A 19,586-nucleotide genomic window follows, 5' to 3' on the forward strand; every position below is an offset into this window, starting at 1 on the left:
CTTACTCTCCTGCAGGGGATAGACCCGGTTCGGCTGCAAGAGCGCTGTGCAGCGCTCCTGGAATCGCCCGGGGTTTCAAACTGTCGGCGCGCACACTGGCGACCGTGACCTGACCTTCACAAAGCAAAACACCATCCGCCAATCGACGTACCTGCTGTCGATAGCGCAAGCTCGCCCTCTTCAGCTCGACGACCTCGACCGTCACCTCCAGTACATCGTCCAGTCTTGCAGGCGCCAGGTAGCGAGCCTGAGCGCTATGCACGACAAACAGCAGGTCCTCACCGGCCAGCGTGGACTGGACATAACCCAGACTGCGCAGATGCTCGGTACGAGCCCGCTCCATGAACTTGAGGTAATTGACGTAGTAGACGATGCCGCCAGCATCGGTGTCTTCGTAATAGACACAGCAACGATGAACGAACGTTGGTAACTGCGCGGGCATACTCTAGAGCTCACCTATGGCGTTGCCAATCGGGGTACGTAACATTTTTTTCGGCGTGCTCATTATTTTATTCATGTTTCGCTATCGAACAGATCTGACATCGGCACATCGCGCATGTGCCGTGGCAGGTTCAAACCGAAGTGAAGATAGGCGTGCCGAGTGACGACCCGTCCTCGCGGCGTGCGCATAATGTAGCCCTGCTGAATCAGATAAGGCTCGAGCACATCTTCGATCGTATGCCGTTCCTCACTGATCGCCGCCGCTAGGCTATCGACACCGACAGGGCCCCCATCGAACTTGTCTATCATGGCCAACAATAGGCGTCGGTCCTGATGGTCAAAACCGCGCTCGTCGATATCCAGCATGTTCAACGCAAGGTCAGCGATTGATTTACTGATGGCGCCAGTACCGCGCACTTCGGCAAAGTCTCGAACGCGCCGCAACAAACGGTTGGCAATCCGCGGTGTCCCTCGCGCCCTTCGTGCGATTTCGAACGCCCCTTCGGCATCGATCGGCAGACCAAGAATGCCGGCGGATCGGCCAACGATGGTTGCGAGATCCTCGTTACCGTAGAACTCGAGCCGCTGGACGATCCCAAAACGATCCCGCAACGGGTTGGTCAGCATCCCGGCACGAGTGGTTGCGCCGACCAGCGTAAAGGGCGGCAAGTCCAGTTTGATCGAACGTGCCGCCGGGCCTTCGCCGATCATGATATCCAGCTGGAAGTCTTCCATCGCGGGATACAGCACTTCTTCCACTACCGGAGATAGCCGGTGAATTTCGTCGACGAATAGGACGTCGCCAGACTCCAGGTTCGTCAGAAGCGCCGCAAGGTCGCCAGGCCGTTCGAGGACGGGACCGGACGTACTTTTAATGGCGACACCCATTTCCTCGGCGATGATATTGGCCAGCGTCGTTTTACCTAGGCCAGGAGGACCGAAGATCAACGTGTGATCCAATGCTTCCTGACGTCCCCGCGCCGCTTGAATGAATAGGGACATCTGATCACGAACGGATGCTTGACCAATGTAATCCGCCAGCTTCGACGGCCGAATAGCACGGTCCTGCTGCTCTTCCCGATCCCGGGAGGTTCCGGCAATTAAGCGATCGCTCTCGATCATGGTATTCAGACCATTCCCTTGAGGGCGCGACGGATCATTTCTTCACTGCTCAAACCGTCCTCTTTTATCGCCGCAATGGATCGACTTGCCTCTTGCGGCTTGAACCCCAAGGCGACCAATGCACTGAGGGCGTCATTCTCCGCGCTTGAGACTTGCTGCGCAGAAGTCGGTTCCACGACCAATTGCGCAATCATCGGCATGGTTTCCCAGGCCTTGAAGCGGCCTTTCAATTCCACGAGGAGACGCTCGGCCGTCTTCTTGCCGACGCCGGGAATTTTCACCAGCACGCTCGTATCCTGGTTTTGCACGCAACGGACGAGCTCATCGGCCTCAAGACCCGACATCAAGGCCAGCGCGAGCTTGGGCCCCACACCGTTCAACCGAATCAGCTCACGAAACAGCTCGCGCTCGCGCTTCTCATGGAAGCCATAAAGCAGATGCGCATCTTCACGCACGACGAGATGGGTGAACAACGTCACCGGCTCGCCGACGGAAGGCAGGCGATAAAGGGTCGTCATCGGCACTTCGATTTCGTACCCAACACCGTTGACGTCGATGATCAAGTGCGGCGGATGCTTTTCCGCCAGGGTACCGCGCAAGCGTCCAATCAAAGGTGCATCCTCTAAAGACGCAAACGTCCGCCCCGGCGCTTGGCACCTGCCAAACCGTGCGGTATTAGGCTCTGCCGCATGTGCGCATGGCACAGTGCAATAGCGAGCGCATCCGATGCGTCAATTTGTGGTTTTTGCGTGAGTTTCAGCAGATGCATGACCATCATCTGCACCTGCTGCTTGTCGGCAGCGCCTGTACCGACGATCGCTTGCTTGACCTGCGTGGCGGTGTACTCGCTGACCGCAAGGCCCGCTTCCGCGGCAGCGACAATCGCCGCACCCCGTGCCTGCCCGAGCTTGAGCGCAGAATCAGCATTACGCGCCATGAACACCTGCTCGATGCCGAGCATGATTGGCTGATAGCTCTGGATCACCTCGCGAACACCGCGGTATACGATCTGCAAGCGCTCAGCGAGTTCGCCGTTGCCGGTACGAATACAGCCTGAGGCAACGTATTCGCAGCCGCGCCCCGTATCCCGAACAACGCCGAAGCCAGTTATACGAGAGCCAGGATCGATGCCTAATATGAGCGTCATTGCCGGGCCACCCATAAGCATGTCACAGCGATAGCCACGGCAACGATCTCGAAAGGCAACCGATCAGCCCAACTGCTCCATCACGTCGTCCGGAATATCGGCATTGGAGTACACGTTCTGCACGTCATCCAAGTCCTCGAGCATATCGATCAGCTTCAAGACCTTTTGCGCCGTTTCCAGATCGAGCGTCGATGTTGTCGATGCAATCATCGCGACTTCCGCGTTTTCCGCCTTGTAACCCGCTGCCTGCAACGCCTCGTTCACCGCGATAAAGTCAGAAAACGACGTGAAGACGTCGATCGAACCGTCGTCGTTGGCCACCACATCGTCGGCGCCTGCTTCCAACGCCGCTTCCATGACCTCATCTTCATCGAGGCCCGGCGCAAAGCTGATTTGCCCTTTTCGCTCGAAGAGATAAGCAACCGAACCATCGGTACCCAGGTTGCCACCGCTCTTGGAAAACGCGTGACGAACTTCCGCAGCCGTGCGGTTGCGATTATCCGTCATCGCTTCAACGAAGATTGCTACGCCACTCGGCGCGTAGCCTTCGTAGGTCAGCTCCTCGACGTTATCTCCACCGTCGGCACCCACGCCGCGCGCAATGGCGCGGTCGATGGTGTCCCGTGTCATATTCGCGGTCAGTGCCTTATCCACGGCCAGACGAAGACGCGGATTGTCGGCGGGAATACCGCCGCCCTGCTGGGCGGCAACCGTCAGCTCACGAATGAGCTTGGTGAATATCTTGCCCCGCTTGGCATCCTGACGACCCTTGCGATGCTTGATGTTGGCCCATTTGGAATGACCGGCCATAAATGCTCCGTCGTATTGCTCTGGTTCTATTGGTTATCGGTAACCGCACTTCACTCGGCTTTCGGCTGCTCGCGCAAACGGATATGCAGCTCGCGCAACGCCTTCGCATCCACCACACCCGGTGCCTGCGTCATCACGTCAGCGGCACTCTGGGTTTTCGGGAAGGCAATCACTTCGCGAATCGAAGCAGCACCGGTCATCAGCATCACAAGGCGATCGAGACCAAACGCCAGACCACCGTGTGGCGGCGCACCGTATTTAAGTGCATCGAGCAGAAAGCCAAATTTCTCCTGCTGCTCTTCCTCGCCAATCCCCAGCACGCGGAAGACTGCCTGCTGCATGCCCTTGTCATGGATACGAATGGAACCGCCACCCAGCTCGGTGCCGTTGAGGACCATGTCGTACGCACGGGAAAGCGCGCCAGCTGGGCCCGCTTCCAGCTCCACTGCCGAGCATTTGGGCGAGGTGAACGGATGGTGTAGCGCGGACAAACTACCGTCGTCGTTCTCTTCGAACATCGGGAAATCGACCACCCACAGAGGTGCCCATTCTTTCGTCAGCAAGTTGAGGTCGTGACCGAGCTTGATGCGCAAGCCACCGAGTGCGTCGCTCACGACCTTTGCCTTGTCCGCGCCGAAGAAGACGATGTCGCCGTCTTGGGCGCCTACGCGATCAAGGATCGCATTCAGGTTGGGCTCGGCGATGTTCTTGACGATCGGTGACTGCAAACCTTCGACACCCTGCGCACGAGCGTTGACCTTAATATAGGCCAGACCTTTGGCACCGAAGATGCCGACGTACTTGGTGTAGTCGTCGATCTGCTTGCGCGGCATGCTTGCAGCACCAGGAACGCGAAGTGCGGTCACGCGGCATTTCGGATCGTTAGCCGGTCCAGCGAATACCTTGAAGTCGACATCCTTGAGCAAGTCCTCGACGTCGACCAACTCCAGCGGGTTGCGCAAGTCGGGCTTGTCGGAACCGTAGCGACGCATCGCTTCTTCGAACGTCATGTGCGGGAAGTCACCGAACTCTACGTCCAGTACCTCCTTGAACAGCTGACGCACCATCTTCTCGGTCAGCCCCATGATGTCGGCTTCGTCGAGGAAACTGGTCTCGATGTCGATTTGCGTAAATTCGGGCTGACGGTCAGCCCGGAGATCTTCGTCACGGAAGCACTTGGCGATTTGGTAGTAGCGGTCGAAGCCCGCCACCATCAGCAACTGCTTGAACAATTGAGGCGATTGCGGCAACGCAAAGAAGCTGCCGGGATGCGTACGGCTCGGCACCAAGTAGTCACGGGCGCCTTCGGGCGTCGCACGCGTCAGGATAGGCGTTTCGACGTCAAGGAAGCCATTCTCATCGAGGTAGCGACGGATGCTACTGGTGATGCGCGAGCGAAGTTTCAGCTTGGCAGCCATCTCCGGACGACGCAGATCGATGAAGCGATAACGCAAACGCGTTTCTTCGCCAACATCGGAATACTCGTCTAACGGGAACGGTGGCGTCTCCGCCTGATTCAATACCTCAAGCTCGTAGCCCAGCACTTCGATGGCACCGGACGCCATGTTTGGATTGACTGCTCCCGCCGGGCGTAGGCGAACTTTGCCGGTTACCTTCACCACGTATTCGCTGCGCACGCGGTCGGCCTTGGCGAACGTCTCTTCGCGATCAGGATCGAAAACGACCTGAGCAAGCCCTTCACGATCGCGGATATCGAGGAATATCACACCACCGTGATCGCGGCGACGATGCACCCAGCCGCAAAGGGTTATTTCCTGGCCGTCGAGGCGTTCGTTGAGTTGGCCGCAATAGTGGCTGCGCATCATGTCTGGGTTCGCTTCTCGTATGTCTGGTTCAGGGCAAACAAGCGGTAAATCGGAAATCGTCTGAACCTTCTGCACGAAGCGGAAGATCGCGGACCGACGCCGCTGATAAAGAGGCGGAGTATATATCAGTTGATGCCACACAGGCAGCCGGCCCCACGTCCAGCATTCGATCCGCGGACGACGCCGTAGGCGCGATGGGCAACCTGCCTGGGCAAGAACGGCGCCGCGACCATGGATACCGGATCACTTGGCTTGCGATAGGCCACCGCGAAACCCTACGCTACGCCATGACATCGAATCTGCTGCCGCCCTATCACGGGGCTGCGAGACGTTTTTCTTAGCGCCATACAAGGTAGAGAGCTCATGGAAATAAACATCGGAATCGAAGAGCAGGACCGCGCCGCTATCGCTGAAGGACTGTCGCGCCTGCTGGCCGACACCTATACGCTTTACCTCAAGACTCACAACTTCCACTGGAACGTCACGGGGCCGATGTTCAATACCCTGCACCTGATGTTCGAAGGCCAATACACCGAGCTGGCGCTGGCCGTCGATCAGATTGCAGAACGCATTCGCGCACTAGGCTTTCCCGCACCAGGGACCTATGCGGCGTACGCAAAACTGTCCTCTATAAAGGAAGAAGAAGGTGTGCCGTCGGCGGAAGACATGATTCGGCTTTTGGTACAAGGCCAGGAAGCCGTCGTTCGCACCGCCCGCGGCATTTTTCCACTTTTGGACAAGGTCAGCGACGAACCAACTGCTGATCTACTCACTCAGCGCATGCAAGTCCACGAGAAAACGGCCTGGATGCTTCGCAGCCTGCTTAGCCGCTGATTCACAGGCGCCGCGCTCATACCGCGGCGCACTGCGTCTAACCGCTTGATTTGAGTGGAACTCTTCTTTGGGGTTAAATACGCCGCAACGTCGAGCACAAGTATTAAAAGCTCAGCGCTCAGAGCATGCAGCACGCACCCTCTGAACATTTCGTTGCACCTCATCATCACGAGTTCCTGTCATGCTTAAAATCGTCCACGCGCTGTCGGGCGTATCCGCGCTTGTCCTGTCATTGATTCCAAGCCTTAGCGGCGGCACCCCGCATTATCTCAATCAGCCGAATGCAATCTATCTGGCACTGTTCGGCCTTCTTCAACTGCAGCTCATCCCGGCTTCAGCACCACGTCGCGCACCTCGCCACAATATGCAATGGCTAACCTGCGCGCTGCTCGTACTGGCAATCGCACTTCAGGCTTACATATTGTTGGGTGAACTGGAGCAAATCGCAGGGCAACCTGCTGCAATGTTCAGCTTGATTCTGGCATTCGCCGCGGTATTGACGCACATCACTCAGTACTTCTTGAAAATCCCTAGAACGCCACGCCATACGCAGACGGTCGACCACCTCAACGTTAACCGCGAGACCGGCACGGTGAAGTGGTTCAATACCTCGAAGGGATTCGGCTTTATCTCCCGAGACTCCGGCGAAGACGTGTTCGTCCATTTCCGCGCCATCCGCGGCGAGGGGCATCGCGTCCTCATGGAAGGACAACGGGTCGAGTTCGTGGTCATGCATCGCGACAAAGGCCTGCAGGCCGAAGATGTGATCGCCGCTCGCTGACGAACGTCTATTTCGCTCGCCGTCCGCTCAATAATGAGGGGGCGGCGGCTCCACCCCGCCTCCCGCATCGACGCGCTCCACCAACTCTTCTTGCCGCTTGAGCAATGACGCTATCTGGGCTTGCAGCTTTTCGATGGTCCGCTGCTGCTGCGCCAACTCATGGCTCATCGTATTCAACGCATCGTCCTGGAACGCGACGCGCATTTCCAGATCGACCACTCGTGACTCGACACTCATGAGCGATCACTCACAAAGCGGAAGCTGCTTGGCAATACCAACTTTAAACGTGCCAACAATTCCTCCGTGCGCGACGCTTCGTAAGGCTGGGCAGCATGCTTGCCCCACACTGGGGCCGGCCACGCATCATCGTTCTTTTTCCTAACGATGACATGCATATGCAGTTGCGCGACGACGTTACCCAATGTCGCCACGTTCATCTTGTCTGCACCGAACGTATCTCGGAGCACCTCTGCTAAAAATGTGGTCTCCCGCCACAGCTGCTGTTGATCCTTTTCGTCCAACTGGAAAAGCTCACTTACGTCTTCGCGACGAGGCACCAGGATGAACCACGGATAGCGGGCATCGTTCATCAGCAACAAGCGGCTCAGCGTAAAGTCTCCCACTTCGATCGTGTCACCACGTAGACGGGCGTCTAACTCGAACATCACTACGTCCTCTGAATATCGGTTTCGCGAAGCATACGTGAGTTCACTGCCGCAACTGCAATCACCCACTCGCCTCCGTTTGGTGCACCCTTAAAATTAGCAGCTACATTTAGGTGCAAGACCATTGCGAAAGCGTGGTCTGGCGACAAGCACTGAGCCACCGGGTCGAGATGACTCGAGTAGTACGCAAGGAAAACCGTGTCGCGCACGATTATTGCTTATCTGAAAAATATCGGGTCATGAGAGGCGCGTATACGGATTCCATATGTGGATTCAAAGCGTGCGGCATGATTAAGGCTATTTACGACCGTTCTTCGACATGCAGTAAGTAAGCACTGAAAAAGGTCGCCTTCGGGGTGCCGCTTGTTATAAGTTCGCGCCGATACAAAAACAAAGAACCGTGTGCAGTATCGAGCTACGACGGTCGAAGAATCGTTTAAACCAAAGGAGCAAATCACCATGAAAGTGATGAAGTGGAGCGTAATGGCCCTGGCAGTTGCCGCGGGCACCACCCAACTGGCGATGGCCAGCGCACAATCCGAGTCCAACGGCTTCGTCGAAGACAGCAGCCTGGACATCATCAACCGGAACTACTACTTCAATCACGATGGTAAGAACGGTGGCGGCGACGGCCGCGACTGGACTCACGCCATGCTGGTCAACTATGAGTCAGGCTTCACTCAAGGCACCGTTGGTTTCGGTATTGACGCATTTGCAGTTGTTGGGCTTACCCTTGATAGCCGTTTCGGCGGCGCAGGTAACGCACCTTATGACAACAACGGCGAGAAGAAAGATGACTGGCAGCGTGCCGGTGGCGCCGTCAAATTTCGCGTCTCCGACACTACGCTGAAATACGGTACATTCCAGCCTACCGCGCCGGTATTCGCCGTTGGCGGCAGCCGAATCACGCCACAAATGGCTACCGGCTTTGGTCTTGTCAGCGAGGAGATCGAAGACCTGATGCTCGAGGCTGGCCACTTCACTTCCGCGAGCGGCCCGCGCAGCGTTAGCAACAATGAATCTCTCACTGCAGCCTATGCGGGCATTGAAGCTAACAGTGCAGACTTCGTAGGTGGCACCTATGGTCTTGGCGAGAACCTAAGCCTTTCGCTGTATGGCAGTGAATTCGAAGACGTATGGCGCCAGTACTACGGCAACGTAAATTACACGCTGCCAATCAATGACGATCAAGCGCTGGCATTCGACTTCAATATTTATCGTACCCTAGACGAAGGCAGTGCGGATGCAGGCAGCATCAATACCACGATCTTCTCGCTGGCCACGGCCTACAGTATCGGCGCCCATACCTTTACCGTTGCATATCAGCAGAACAGTGGAGATACCCCTTTCGATTACGTCGGTGTAGGTAACGAAGGAAGTACCGGCGACTCGATCTTCCTTGCCAACTCGGTGCATGTATCCGACTTCAACGGTCCAAAGGAAAAATCTGCCCAAGTCCGTTATGACATCGACATGACAACATTCGGTCTGCCTGGCGTGTCCTTCATGGCTCGTTACCTGACCGGCTGGAATGCCGATTACACGCGGATGAGCTCAAGCTCCGCTTACTTCCCAGGCCTCGACGACGATGGCAACCTGACCCTCGGCGATAACGGCAAGCACCAGGAATTCGATTTCGAAGCGCGCTACGTCGTACAGAACGGTCCTGCCAAAGACCTGTCCTTCCGTCTACGCCAAGCGTTCCACAATGGTAACGATGACTACGCCGATACCGACACCAAGCAAACCCGCTTGATGATCGAGTACCCGCTGAGCATCCTGTAATAACAGCTGCTTAGCGTAACGCGAGAGAGCCCGGCATTTGCCGGGCTTTTTATTGCGATTGCCGCAATCTCTACTCGACCCGCCCGCCGCTATACGCCTGCCAACCACCGCCGTACAATGCCAGGCCATTCCATCCAGCTTCGGTAAGAACGGCCCCGTCATGCGCACCAGTCAGTACCTTCTCGCCACCCAGAAAGAAACGCCCTCCGATGCTGTAGTCATCAGCCATCAGCTGATGCTTCGCGCAGGCATGATTCGCAAGCTTGCCTCTGGCCTCTACACCTGGCTGCCGCTCGGTCTGCGAGTCCTGCAAAAGGCCAGCGCGATCGTGCGGGAAGAGATGAACGCGGCCGGCGCGCTAGAAGTCCTGATGCCAGCCGTTCAACCCGCCGAACTTTGGCAAGAATCTGGCCGCTGGGAGCAATACGGTCCGGAACTGCTGCGTATCAAGGATCGCCATCAACGCGAATTCTGCGTTGGCCCCACGCACGAAGAAGTCATTACCGATCTCATGCGCAATGAGCTCAACAGCTACAAGCAACTGCCGCTGAATCTCTATCAGATCCAGACAAAATTCCGGGATGAGATTCGCCCTCGCTTCGGCTTGATGCGTGGCCGCGAATTCATCATGAAGGATGCCTATTCCTTCCACGCCGACCAAGCGTCGCTTCAAAGCACCTACGACGCAATGTATGACGCCTACTGCAAGGTATTCACCCGCATGGGCTTGAACTTCCGCCCCGTCGAGGCGGACAACGGTTCTATCGGCGGCAGCGGCTCGCACGAGTTCCACGTGCTTGCGAGCTCGGGTGAAGACGACATCGTTTTCAGCGACAGCTCTGATTACGCAGCGAACATAGAAAAAGCCGAGGCAGTTCCTCGCGAGACGGAACGCCAAGTACCCACCGAGGCGATGCACTTGGTGGACACGCCGCAGACGAAGACGATTGCGGCACTCGTCGAAAATTTTGGTCTCAACATCGAGCGCACCATCAAGACGCTGATAGTGAAAGGCGCCGAAGAAGGTACGTTGGTTGCCCTCATCATTCGTGGCGACCATGAGCTAAACGAAATCAAAGCCAGCAATCTTCCCGAAGTTGCATCCCCCCTGGTCTTTGCCAACGAGGCCGAAGTGCGTGCAGCCATTGGCGCAGGTCCCGGCTCATTAGGCCCAGTGAACCTGCCAATGCCATGCATTATCGATCGGTCGGTCGCTTTGATGAGCGACTTCGCCGTCGGCGCCAACATCGAAGACAAACACTACTTCGGTGTGAATTGGGAGCGTGACTTGGCGTTGCCAAACGTCGCAGACCTGCGCAATGTCGTGGCCGGCGATCCGAGTCCAGATGGCAAAGGTACGCTGGTGATCAAGCGCGGCATCGAGGTTGGGCATATTTTCCAACTAGGCGAGAAATACAGCCGCGCCATGAATTGCCAGGTGCTGGGCGAAACAGGCAAACCCGTCGTTCTGGCAATGGGCTGCTATGGTATTGGCGTCTCCCGCGTGGTCGCGGCCGCCATCGAGCAAAACCACGACGAGCGCGGCATCATCTGGCCAGAGGCGCTCTGCCCTTTCCAAGTCGCTCTCGTGCCGCTGAAATACGAAACCGAGTCGGTACGCGAGGCGACCGATGCGCTTTATCGTGAATTGACCAGCGCCGGCGTTGAAGTCCTGTTGGATGATCGCGACCGCAAGACTAGCCCTGGGGTCAAATTTGCGGACATGGAACTGATCGGCATACCGCATCGCATCGTGATCAGCGATCGCGGTCTCGGCGAGGGCACCGTGGAATACAAACAACGCCGGGACAGCGAGCCGCAGCACATCGCGGTCAGCGATATCCTGAGCTTCGTCAAAGAGCGTCTGGCACGCTAGCCACTGCCATGTCGAAACGTCCAACGAACACAATCGTGGCGGCGGCAGGCGCAAGTCTGCTGCTTGCCGGCTGCGCCAATCATCTGCCCCAACGCAGCGAGAACGAACAACGTGTCGAGCGCACATTGCGAGATCACCTCCTGCAAATCGACGCAGGTGATCCGCCGATCATGGAGTTACCGCAACGGCGCATCCGGGTAACCGAGCAAAGACGCTTCGATGTCACCGACTATGAAGTCACGCGGCTTTATGACCGGTACACGCCTTACCAGGCGTGGCGCGAGCTCTATGAAATACCTGCGGGCGCAGTCGCGATCGTGGCCGGCGTCGCTGCGAATGCGCTGAACGTGGTGCTGCTCGGCAACGTTCCCGCTGCAGCTACGAAGGGTTGGATTCAATACGGCATCGACGGGCTCAATCCGGCCATGAATGTCGAGTCGAACGGCCGATCGCAACAGAACCTGGCAGGCATTCAGGAAGTCGAGCGCGATCGCAGGGAAGAATTCACTAACCTTCCGTGGGCCCAGCAGCCTGTTCAATTGGATCTCAACGGTCGCACTTACGATTTGCAAACAGACCGTAACGGCTACCTGAAACTGAACCTATTGGACAGCCCATTTCCGGAGCGTAATCTTTCCCGGCTTGCGTCATTTCAACTCAAGGCTGTCGCAAGCGATGAAACGGTCGGTGTTGCGACTGTGACAGTGAGCCGAAGCTTGCGAGCCAAGCTCGACGAGGCTCACGCACTTGTTTTCGACGACCTCGAAGACGGAGAGATCAGTCAGTGGGTACATCGCGTAGCGCGGCTTTCAGAGCTTGGCCTCGAACAGGAAGCAAACGAGCTTGAGCAAAGCCTAATCGAATTGACCCGAAACGATCCTGAGTTGCAGGCCGAGTTCATTCAGTCTCTCCAAGAAGAGACCGGACGAAAAGCGGCGGACCCAGGTCCCGGCGAGTAACAAAGGCATGCGTTGCCACTTTCGACAGGTGAGCTTGGTGCTCATGCTGCTCGCGGTATTGTCGAACCCCCTGCCTCTTTTTGCTTCCACCTCCAAACTGCCACAAGCGCCTGAGCCTGAACTGCGGGCCTTGCTGCAACGCACGATCGCGGAAGCCAGCAGTTTCAATGACCGCTTCGATGCAGAGGTCTGGTTGGTGGACATGTCCGCCCGACTGTCGCGCTTCATGCCTGATACGACCCAACGGCTCGAACTATTGAGGCTTGTCCATAGCGAGGCACGCAAGGCTGGCTTGCAGCCAGAAATCATCATTGCCCTGATTCACGCCGAGAGCCGATTCGACCGTTTTGCGATTTCTTCGGTGGGCGCGCAAGGCATGATGCAGGTCATGCCTTTCTGGAAAGCTGAGCTGGGCCGCCCTCAGGATAATCTGACGGACAACGCCACCAATTTGCGCTACGGCTGCACGATACTGAGCTACTACCTGAAGAAGGAACGCGGTGACATGCGCCGAGCGCTGGCGCGCTACAACGGTAGCCTAGGGCAAGATCGCTATCCCACCAAAGTCATCGGTTTCTGGCAGGACTACTGGTTCGTCCGTCCGTAGCACGCCGGACATAGCGTGCCTGAAATGGTTATTCGCCAGTCCGTAACCTGTGTAGGACCGTCGCCAACCCCTCTTCCGTCTGCTCACCTACGAGCTCTTGCCTCAAGACACCTCCGCTGTCCACCACGTACGTTGTCGGCAACGCCTTTGGACGAGGCAATTTGTAAACTGCGGCGCGCTTTTCCTCCATCAGCGGAAACGTGATACCTAGCACCGAAGCCGAACGCTGCAACGCATCTCCTTCCAGGCCGTCGTAGTTGATCCCCACGACGCGCGCGCCCGTGCCGCTCAAGCGTACGTCGAGCGCATTGAGCTCAGGCACTTCGGTGCGACAAGGCCCACACCATTCAGCCCAATAATTTACGACAAGCCACTGTCCTTCGAACGATTGCGACGAGGCATTCGACGTGACTTGGTCGGACTCGCCATTGCACCCACTGAGCACGAACACCGCCAGCATCAGTGCTGACAAAGAACCTCGACACGACATAGAAACCTCCTGACTCCAATCCAGCTACTGCGACCTTTCACTCAAAGATACCGTGTCTGGCAAATCCTCGCGCGCATGAGGTGCTAGCGAGAAAATATCGAAGCTGGGAATTAAGTCACACGGACGTAAAACCTACGACACACCATATCCCTTAAGTGGCTCTTAAAATTCGATCCCTCTCCACAGTTGCAGGGAAGCACGAGCAATGCACGCGACGAGTGAAAATGTCATTGGCACCATCAATGAGGCGGTCATGGAAGCGAGCCGCACTGCGGCTCTCGATGTTGCCGCCTGGCTTCTCATTCCAGGTCTTGCCGGCCAGAACGTCAGTCTTTCAGTCCTTTACGATGATGGCCGCGACCACCATGAAGTGTTGATCGATGAAGGCGAAGTCGATTCGAACCATCGCATTCTTCTGGCGAATATCACGCAATTACCACTACAGACCTCTCATGAACCCGCGCGCGCTCGTGTGGTGTTACGCAGCCCAAAGCTGACCCGCGGAGTGGTCGTCGAGTCACTCTACGTCAAACCCATTGAGCCACGGTCGCTACTACGAAGCGCCAACTGAAGGCAGTACATCAGTAAGGTCCGTGACGTCAGCATGCAATGAACGCGCTTGGCATGGCACCCGCTGTCCAAAACAGTAGGCCATCCATTCCCCTACGGAAGGTAGCGACCCTATCTGGAAAAAGAAGCGATCGGCATTCGGGGATATTGGCAGCTAGAATCGGCGCTCTACCTGCAAAGATCATGAGCTATGACTGACCTGACGCTTTATCACAACCCCCGGTGCTCCAAGTCGCGTACCGCACTGGAACTGATTGAATCGAAAGGCCATACGCCTACCATCATCCGGTATCTAGAAACGCCTCCCGACACGCAGACGCTCAGCGAATTGATCAACAAGCTGGGAATACAACCCCGTGCTTTGCTGCGAACGGGTGAAGACGCGTTCCGCGAACTCGGGCTTGCTGATGAGTCTTTGAGCGATGCGCAGCTCATTGAAGCCATGGCAGCGCAGCCCAAGCTGATCGAACGCCCAATTCTCATCACTGGCGACAAAGCGGTAATCGGAAGACCGCCCGAGCGCGTACTGGAGCTACTACCATGACATCCCCCTATCTCCTCGTCCTGTATTACAGCCGCCATGGCGCGACCGCAGAAATGGCGAAACACATTGCGCGCGGCATCGAAATGGGGGGCATGCAAGCCCGCCTAAGAACAGTGCCCGCAGTTTCCACCGAGTGCGAAGCCATTGCCCCCTCGATTCCCGCTGAGGGCGCCGTATTCGCAACGCTAGACGACCTGAAGAATTGCGCAGGATTGGCATTGGGTAGCCCTACCCGCTTCGGCAACATGGCAGCGCCAATGAAGTACTTTCTCGACGGCACCAGCAGCCTTTGGATGACCGGCGAACTGGTGGATAAACCAGCCGCGGTCTTTACTTCGACGTCCAGTCTGCATGGCGGCCAGGAGAGTACCCTGCTGTCGATGCAGCTGCCGCTGCTCCACCATGGCATGCTGGTGCTTGGCATCCCCTATAGCGAATCTGCACTGGTGCAAACGCGCGGCGGTGGAACGCCTTATGGAGCCAGCCATCATGCGGATGTCGACGGGAAGCGCCCATTGGATACGCACGAGATAGACTTGTGCCGCGCATTGGGCAGGCGCCTAGCCGGAATGGCCAAAAAGCTGGGGTAGTATTTCCAGGCTGGGTGCGACCGCGTTGACTGGCGGCCGCACTCGCGGACTACCAGCCCAAGGTCTCCTTGAGAAATGGAATCGTGAGCTTACGTTGGGCCTGAAGCGAGGCTTGATCCAGTTGATCGAGCAATTCGAACAACGCGCCCGTGCTACGAACCCCTCGCGTGAGAATGAAGCGCCCTACGTCATCGGGAAGTTGTAGCCCACGACGAGACGCGCGGAGCTGGAGGGCTCTCAGCTTGTCTTCATCGGACAGCCGGTGCATCTGAAACACCAAGGCAAGCATCAAGCGCGACTGCATGTCAGCGAGCTGGATGGGCGTCTCACGCGGCGCGGTCGCTGCAGACAGCAGCAAACGACGACCCGCATCACGTAGTCGATTGAACAGATGAAACAACGCTTCTTCCCACAGGCGATCGCCGCCGACCACATCCAGGTCGTCAAGGCATACCAGCTCGTACTGCTCAAGATCGTCCAATAAATAGGGGCCGTCCTGAACCAACTCGCTCAGTGGCAGATAAACCGCTGCCTCTCCCTGCTGCTGCAAACGAAGACATGCAGCCTGCAGAAGGTGCGTTCGCCCAACGCCCTCGCTGCCCCATAGATAAATCAGGTTATCGGACCAACCCGCCTCAGGCTCACACAGGCGCTCGACATAACCGAGTGCCGCTGCGTTGGCGCCCGGGTAGAAATTGGCAAAAGTCGCATCGTCTCTGAGACGTACGCCAAGCGGTAACTGGATCGGTTTCATGGGCGGCTTCTGCGAACCTTACCGGGATTTCAGAATCGGGCAGCTGGAAAGTCTATACAAATCAAAGGGCTGGCGCAGCCGATTACCATGAGAAGTAAAGCGTTTTTGGCGCTGCGGGGTCTAGTGCAGCCGGGGCAGGCACCGCGTTTGCGTCGATCGCTTGCGCCGCAGGCGGCGGAGCACTGGACTCCGTCAATTGGATCAACTCCAACTGCGCACGTAGCTGCTGCTCGCTGGCGTTGACGCGATAACGGGCATCGGCGCCTTCGATCGAAAGCATTTGCGCACCAAAAGGCTCCAGTGCTCTTTGGAGTTCCGCATAGCGATCCAGCGTCACACCTGAAATCTGGACGTCGAAGGTGCTCGACGCTCCGGGCGTGATGGCAAAGCGCGGAGCAAGACGCTCGCTCAGCGTCAGCATGATGGCGTCAGCCAGGCCTTCGCGACTGTCAGCCTGAGCGCTGCCCTTTTCCTGTTGCTCGCCCAATGCCAATTGCCAATCGGCCCGCCATACGCCGTCTTGCTGCGCGGCGCGGACCGTGAGTATTCCGTCTGCGTCGTAGCGTTGCGATGCATCGGTCAATGCGCCCCCACCGGGGTTCGCAAGATTGTCCGTCGTCGCGACCAATTGCTCCTCGAGATCAGCGAGCGGCAGCCGTAGAGGAAGCCCGCGATACCGTGCGGCTTCTCGCAATGCGTTAGCCGCAGCCTGGTTATCGCCCGCCAGATTATTGGTGCCGTCCTCGGCACGGTCCAACCACCACGTCAACAGCGCCGGACGGCTCGCCCCCCAGAGCGGTAACCCAGCTTGACGCAGCGCTCGCTCGGTAGTGAGTGGATCGAAATCCACGACGAGCCGGTCTGCCTCGTAACCGTATTGGCTGACCACCTGTTGTGGGTCTTTCTTCAACGCGGCGATCGATGGATCGCTAGCAGCTTCTTTCTTGCCCGTCAGGCGGAGGACCAGCGTCTCGAACGCCGCCTGCAAGGCCTGGTCACGGGCGTCCGGTTGCTGCGAGGACACGGGTTCACGGACCTGATAAAGATCGTCAAGCGTCGCGGCGTGCAACGGCAGCGCCGACAACGCAAGACAGGTCAGAACAAGGCGTGGAGTGAAGCGCATAGGGCGTCTCGCAGGCAGCATGGATCGGAGGCATACCTTAGCAGTAGCCAGCAAAGAGGCGAAAGCCGAAGATGGCTGCTCTTTGGCAAGCCTGATAAAATCGCGCGCCTCGCGGACTGGCTACAATGCCAATCCCCAACACGTTTTCTGCAAAGGCCACCACCGATGAGCAAGCAACCCTCCATCAGCTACAAGGATGCCGGCGTCGATATCGACGCAGGTGAAGCCCTGGTCGAACGTATCAAAGGCGTCGCCAAACGCACGGCTCGTCCTGAAGTCATGGGTGGACTGGGCGGCTTTGGCGCCCTTTGCGAGATTCCGGCAGGTTACCGACAGCCCGTATTGGTGTCGGGGACCGATGGTGTCGGCACCAAGCTTCGCCTGGCGCTGAACCTCAAGCAGCACGACAGCATCGGCCAGGATCTGGTCGCCATGTGCGTCAACGATCTCGTGGTGTGTGGCGCCGAGCCGCTGTTCTTTCTCGACTATTACGCGACCGGCAAGTTGAACGTCGACGTTGCGGCGGACGTGGTGACTGGCATCGGCGCGGGCTGCGAGCTGGCAGGGTGCTCACTCGTTGGCGGCGAAACCGCTGAAATGCCAGGAATGTACGAAGGTGAAGACTACGATCTCGCCGGGTTCTGCGTGGGCGTCGTGGAAAAGAGCGAAATCATCGATGGCTCTAAGGTGGCCGCAGGTGACGCGCTCATTGCGCTGCCCTCCTCCGGACCTCACTCGAACGGTTATTCGCTGATTCGCAAGATCATCGACGTGGCGAATGCAGACATTGCGCACGTGCAGGTCGAGGGTGCTTTGCTGAAAGATTTGCTCATGGCACCTACTCGGATCTATGTCAAACCGCTACTGAATCTCATCAAGTCCACCGGTGCCGTGAAGGCGATGGCCCATATCACGGGCGGCGGTCTGCTGGACAACATTCCGCGCGTGCTGCCTGATGGCGCAAGAGCGGTGATCGATGTCGCCAGCTGGACGCGTCCCCCTGTCTTCGACTGGCTACAGCAGCAAGGCAACGTCGATGAGCACGAGATGCACCGAGTGCTGAACTGCGGGGTTGGCATGGTCATCTGCGTCGCCCAAGCAGACGTCGAGCGTGCGCTGAACGTGCTCCGCGAGAACGGCGAGCAGCCATGGGTCATCGGCGCCATCGAAACAGCAGCGGACGGCGAGCGTGTCGTTCTGAACAATCTCAAACAGCACTAATGCAACCGACTTGCAGCCTGGTTCTTCTACTGTCCGGAAGCGGCAGCAATCTTCAGGCGCTGATCGACGACCTGGAACGGAATAATCATCCAGGTCGTCTTAAAGCCGTCATCTCCAACCGTGCCGATGCATTCGGCCTGACGCGTGCACGCGAGGCTGGTATCGAAACGCACGTGGTGGATCATCGTGATTACGCAGATCGCCTAGCATTCGATCGGGCGCTGATGGCCGTGATCGACGGTTACCACCCTGACCTGGTCGTGCTCGCGGGCTTCATGCGAATTCTCAGTGCCACCTTCGTGGCCCACTACCGCGGGCGCCTGCTCAATGTTCACCCGTCCCTGCTGCCAAAGTACAAGGGCCTCGACACACACGCCCGCGTGCTGGAAGCAGGTGATCCGCTGCACGGCTGCAGCGTGCATTTCGTAACAGAACAGCTGGATGGTGGAGCTGTTATCGCACAAGCATCGGTCGACGTCCTGGCAGACGACACGGCCGAGCGTTTGGCGTTGAAAGTCCATCAGCGAGAACACATTTTGTACCCAGCCGTGATTCGCTGGTTCGCCGAAGGCCGCTTGCGCCTGAACGCCGAAGACGCAATGCTGGACGGCGTCCTGCTGCCACCCTCGGGCAAGATGATCGACATTACTTAGGGAGACGATTGATGCGCCGCACCCTGCTGTTCACGCTCGCATTGCTATGCGGGCAGGCACACGCTTTCGATATCAAACCGTTCACGGCGAGTTATACCGCCGATTGGAAACAACTGCCCGTCAGCGGCAGCGCCGAACGCCGACTGGAACAAGTCGAAGGCAATCAATGGCACCTTGTTTTCAAAGCCTCCATGCTTGTCGCGGGCCTTACGGAAGAAAGTAGATTCAACCTTCAGGAAAATAGCCTGACGCCGCTGACCTATCGCTACGAGCGTAGTGGCCTCGGCAACGGAAAGAAGGTCGAGCAGACGTTCGACTGGAAGACGAAACAGCTTACGGGCGACGATGACGGCGACCCGGTCAAGATGGCGCTTAACAAAGGGTTGCTCGACAAATCGAGCTATCAGCTAGCGCTTCAACGTGACGTTGCCGACGGCAAACAGAGCATGAGTTACCAGGTATTCGATGGCGATGAAGTTGAAACCTATGACTTCCGAGTCCTGGGTTCTGAGATGGTCAAAACGAAGGTCGGCCAGATCGATGCAATCAAAGTCGAACGCGTTAGAGACCCCACCCAAAGCAGCCGCAAGACGACACTGTGGTTCGCCAAAGACTGGGATTACCTGCTGGTAGCGCTGAACCAGGTGGAAAAGGACGGCAAGGAATACCAGATTATGCTCAAGGACGGCACCGTAGATGGCCGCCCGGTGCAAGGCAAGAACTGAGTGCGCATTTCCTCTTACGACGATGCGGCTTGTCGGGGCCAGCTGCAGGCCTCCACAAGCCGT

General features: G+C 57.5%; 23 protein-coding genes and 1 pseudogene. 13 read left to right on the forward strand and 11 right to left on the reverse strand.

The window, feature by feature from the left end:
* Position 1 precedes the first annotated feature (1 nt).
* From ybgC to aspS, 6 genes are all read right to left on the reverse strand, one after another.
* Positions 2 to 442, reverse strand: a complete 441-nt coding sequence (gene ybgC / locus IEY47_RS01775) for a tol-pal system-associated acyl-CoA thioesterase (protein WP_188981417.1) — start codon at positions 440 to 442, stop codon at positions 2 to 4.
* Between the two features lie 71 nt (positions 443 to 513).
* Entirely contained in the window at positions 514 to 1,563 is a 1,050-nt protein-coding gene (gene ruvB / locus IEY47_RS01780) for a Holliday junction branch migration DNA helicase RuvB (RefSeq protein WP_188981418.1), read from the reverse strand.
* Between the two features lie 5 nt (positions 1,564 to 1,568).
* Positions 1,569 to 2,174, reverse strand: coding sequence for a Holliday junction branch migration protein RuvA (ruvA, locus tag IEY47_RS01785; RefSeq protein ID WP_188981419.1), 606 nt, complete (start codon positions 2,172 to 2,174; stop codon positions 1,569 to 1,571).
* Between the two features lie 11 nt (positions 2,175 to 2,185).
* Positions 2,186 to 2,710 carry a crossover junction endodeoxyribonuclease RuvC gene (gene ruvC / locus IEY47_RS01790; RefSeq protein WP_188981420.1) on the reverse strand — a complete coding sequence of 175 codons (525 nt, stop codon included), beginning with the start codon at positions 2,708 to 2,710 and terminating at the stop codon, positions 2,186 to 2,188.
* A 63-nt stretch (positions 2,711 to 2,773) separates the two neighbouring features.
* Complete coding sequence (locus IEY47_RS01795) at positions 2,774 to 3,520, reverse strand: YebC/PmpR family DNA-binding transcriptional regulator (protein ID WP_188981421.1); 747 nt, start codon at positions 3,518 to 3,520, stop codon at positions 2,774 to 2,776.
* Positions 3,521 to 3,570: 50 nt separating this feature from the next.
* Positions 3,571 to 5,346 (reverse strand): aspartate--tRNA ligase, encoded by a 1,776-nt coding sequence (gene aspS, locus IEY47_RS01800; protein ID WP_188981422.1) that lies wholly within the window; start codon positions 5,344 to 5,346, stop codon positions 3,571 to 3,573.
* A 363-nt stretch (positions 5,347 to 5,709) separates the two neighbouring features.
* Here aspS and IEY47_RS01805 point away from each other — a divergent pair, with 363 nt between their 5' ends.
* The 3 genes and pseudogenes from IEY47_RS01805 (at position 5,710) to IEY47_RS20465 (ending at position 6,961) form a co-directional block, all read left to right on the forward strand.
* Entirely contained in the window at positions 5,710 to 6,180 is a 471-nt protein-coding gene (locus IEY47_RS01805) for a Dps family protein (RefSeq protein ID WP_188981423.1), read from the forward strand.
* Between the two features lie 181 nt (positions 6,181 to 6,361).
* Positions 6,362 to 6,679: pseudogene (locus tag IEY47_RS20625) on the forward strand (cold shock domain-containing protein membrane protein); the annotation flags it as partial.
* Positions 6,680 to 6,706: 27 nt separating this feature from the next.
* Entirely contained in the window at positions 6,707 to 6,961 is a 255-nt protein-coding gene (locus IEY47_RS20465; protein WP_308426270.1) for a cold shock domain-containing protein, read from the forward strand.
* 27 nt (positions 6,962 to 6,988) lie between these two features.
* Here IEY47_RS20465 and IEY47_RS01815 read toward each other — a convergent pair whose 3' ends face one another.
* Together IEY47_RS01815 and IEY47_RS01820 are read right to left on the reverse strand one after the other, a co-directional pair.
* On the reverse strand, positions 6,989 to 7,198 hold the full coding sequence (locus IEY47_RS01815; protein ID WP_188981425.1) for a SlyX family protein: 210 nt from the start codon (positions 7,196 to 7,198) through the stop codon (positions 6,989 to 6,991).
* Positions 7,195 to 7,626 (reverse strand): HIT family protein, encoded by a 432-nt coding sequence (locus IEY47_RS01820; protein WP_188981426.1) that lies wholly within the window; start codon positions 7,624 to 7,626, stop codon positions 7,195 to 7,197. Before IEY47_RS01820 ends, IEY47_RS01815 begins: the two co-directional genes overlap by 4 nt.
* Positions 7,627 to 8,085: 459 nt before the next feature.
* On the opposite strand from IEY47_RS01820, the gene IEY47_RS01825 reads away from it, so the two are divergent.
* From IEY47_RS01825 to IEY47_RS01840, 4 genes are all read left to right on the forward strand, one after another.
* A complete protein-coding gene (locus IEY47_RS01825; RefSeq protein WP_188981427.1) occupies positions 8,086 to 9,411 on the forward strand; it encodes an OprD family porin in 1,326 nt (441 codons plus the stop codon).
* Positions 9,412 to 9,571: 160 nt separating this feature from the next.
* A complete protein-coding gene (locus IEY47_RS01830; RefSeq protein WP_188981428.1) occupies positions 9,572 to 11,287 on the forward strand; it encodes a proline--tRNA ligase in 1,716 nt (571 codons plus the stop codon).
* Positions 11,288 to 11,295: 8 nt separating this feature from the next.
* On the forward strand, positions 11,296 to 12,246 hold the full coding sequence (locus tag IEY47_RS01835) for a hypothetical protein (protein WP_188981429.1): 951 nt from the start codon (positions 11,296 to 11,298) through the stop codon (positions 12,244 to 12,246).
* Between the two features lie 43 nt (positions 12,247 to 12,289).
* Positions 12,290 to 12,853: a lytic transglycosylase domain-containing protein gene (locus IEY47_RS01840; protein ID WP_229779156.1), complete on the forward strand. Its 564-nt coding sequence runs from the start codon at positions 12,290 to 12,292 to the stop codon at positions 12,851 to 12,853.
* Between the two features lie 28 nt (positions 12,854 to 12,881).
* Here IEY47_RS01840 and IEY47_RS01845 read toward each other — a convergent pair whose 3' ends face one another.
* Positions 12,882 to 13,343 carry a TlpA disulfide reductase family protein gene (locus tag IEY47_RS01845; protein WP_188981431.1) on the reverse strand — a complete coding sequence of 154 codons (462 nt, stop codon included), beginning with the start codon at positions 13,341 to 13,343 and terminating at the stop codon, positions 12,882 to 12,884.
* 205 nt (positions 13,344 to 13,548) lie between these two features.
* On the opposite strand from IEY47_RS01845, the gene IEY47_RS01850 reads away from it, so the two are divergent.
* The 3 genes from IEY47_RS01850 (at position 13,549) to wrbA (ending at position 15,047) form a co-directional block, all read left to right on the forward strand.
* The gene (locus IEY47_RS01850; protein WP_188981432.1) at positions 13,549 to 13,914 is read left to right on the forward strand and encodes a hypothetical protein; all 366 of its coding nucleotides are present in this window, start codon (positions 13,549 to 13,551) and stop codon (positions 13,912 to 13,914) included.
* Between the two features lie 189 nt (positions 13,915 to 14,103).
* Complete coding sequence (arsC, locus tag IEY47_RS01855; RefSeq protein WP_188981433.1) at positions 14,104 to 14,457, forward strand: arsenate reductase (glutaredoxin); 354 nt, start codon at positions 14,104 to 14,106, stop codon at positions 14,455 to 14,457.
* Positions 14,454 to 15,047 carry an NAD(P)H:quinone oxidoreductase gene (gene wrbA, locus IEY47_RS01860; protein ID WP_188981434.1) on the forward strand — a complete coding sequence of 198 codons (594 nt, stop codon included), beginning with the start codon at positions 14,454 to 14,456 and terminating at the stop codon, positions 15,045 to 15,047. The genes arsC and wrbA overlap by 4 nt, the downstream gene beginning before the upstream one ends.
* 49 nt (positions 15,048 to 15,096) lie before the next feature.
* On the opposite strand, the gene hda is transcribed toward wrbA, so the two are convergent.
* Positions 15,097 to 15,801, reverse strand: a complete 705-nt coding sequence (gene hda / locus IEY47_RS01865; RefSeq protein ID WP_188981435.1) for a DnaA regulatory inactivator Hda — start codon at positions 15,799 to 15,801, stop codon at positions 15,097 to 15,099.
* A gap of 82 nt (positions 15,802 to 15,883) precedes the next feature.
* Positions 15,884 to 16,924, reverse strand: a complete 1,041-nt coding sequence (locus tag IEY47_RS01870; protein WP_188981436.1) for a DUF2066 domain-containing protein — start codon at positions 16,922 to 16,924, stop codon at positions 15,884 to 15,886.
* A gap of 165 nt (positions 16,925 to 17,089) precedes the next feature.
* Between IEY47_RS01870 and purM the strand changes: the two genes are divergently transcribed.
* Genes purM through IEY47_RS01885 form a run of 3 tightly spaced genes read left to right on the forward strand, consistent with a single transcriptional unit; the run spans position 17,090 to position 19,523 of the window.
* Positions 17,090 to 18,145 (forward strand): phosphoribosylformylglycinamidine cyclo-ligase, encoded by a 1,056-nt coding sequence (gene purM, locus IEY47_RS01875; protein ID WP_188981437.1) that lies wholly within the window; start codon positions 17,090 to 17,092, stop codon positions 18,143 to 18,145.
* Positions 18,145 to 18,798 carry a phosphoribosylglycinamide formyltransferase gene (gene purN, locus IEY47_RS01880; protein ID WP_188981438.1) on the forward strand — a complete coding sequence of 218 codons (654 nt, stop codon included), beginning with the start codon at positions 18,145 to 18,147 and terminating at the stop codon, positions 18,796 to 18,798. Before purM ends, purN begins: the two co-directional genes overlap by 1 nt.
* A gap of 11 nt (positions 18,799 to 18,809) precedes the next feature.
* Positions 18,810 to 19,523: a DUF3108 domain-containing protein gene (locus IEY47_RS01885; RefSeq protein ID WP_188981439.1), complete on the forward strand. Its 714-nt coding sequence runs from the start codon at positions 18,810 to 18,812 to the stop codon at positions 19,521 to 19,523.
* Positions 19,524 to 19,586: the final 63 nt, after the last annotated feature.

The organism is Pseudomonas matsuisoli (assembly GCF_014647635.1).
Classification (GTDB): domain Bacteria; phylum Pseudomonadota; class Gammaproteobacteria; order Pseudomonadales; family Pseudomonadaceae; genus Pseudomonas_P; species Pseudomonas_P matsuisoli.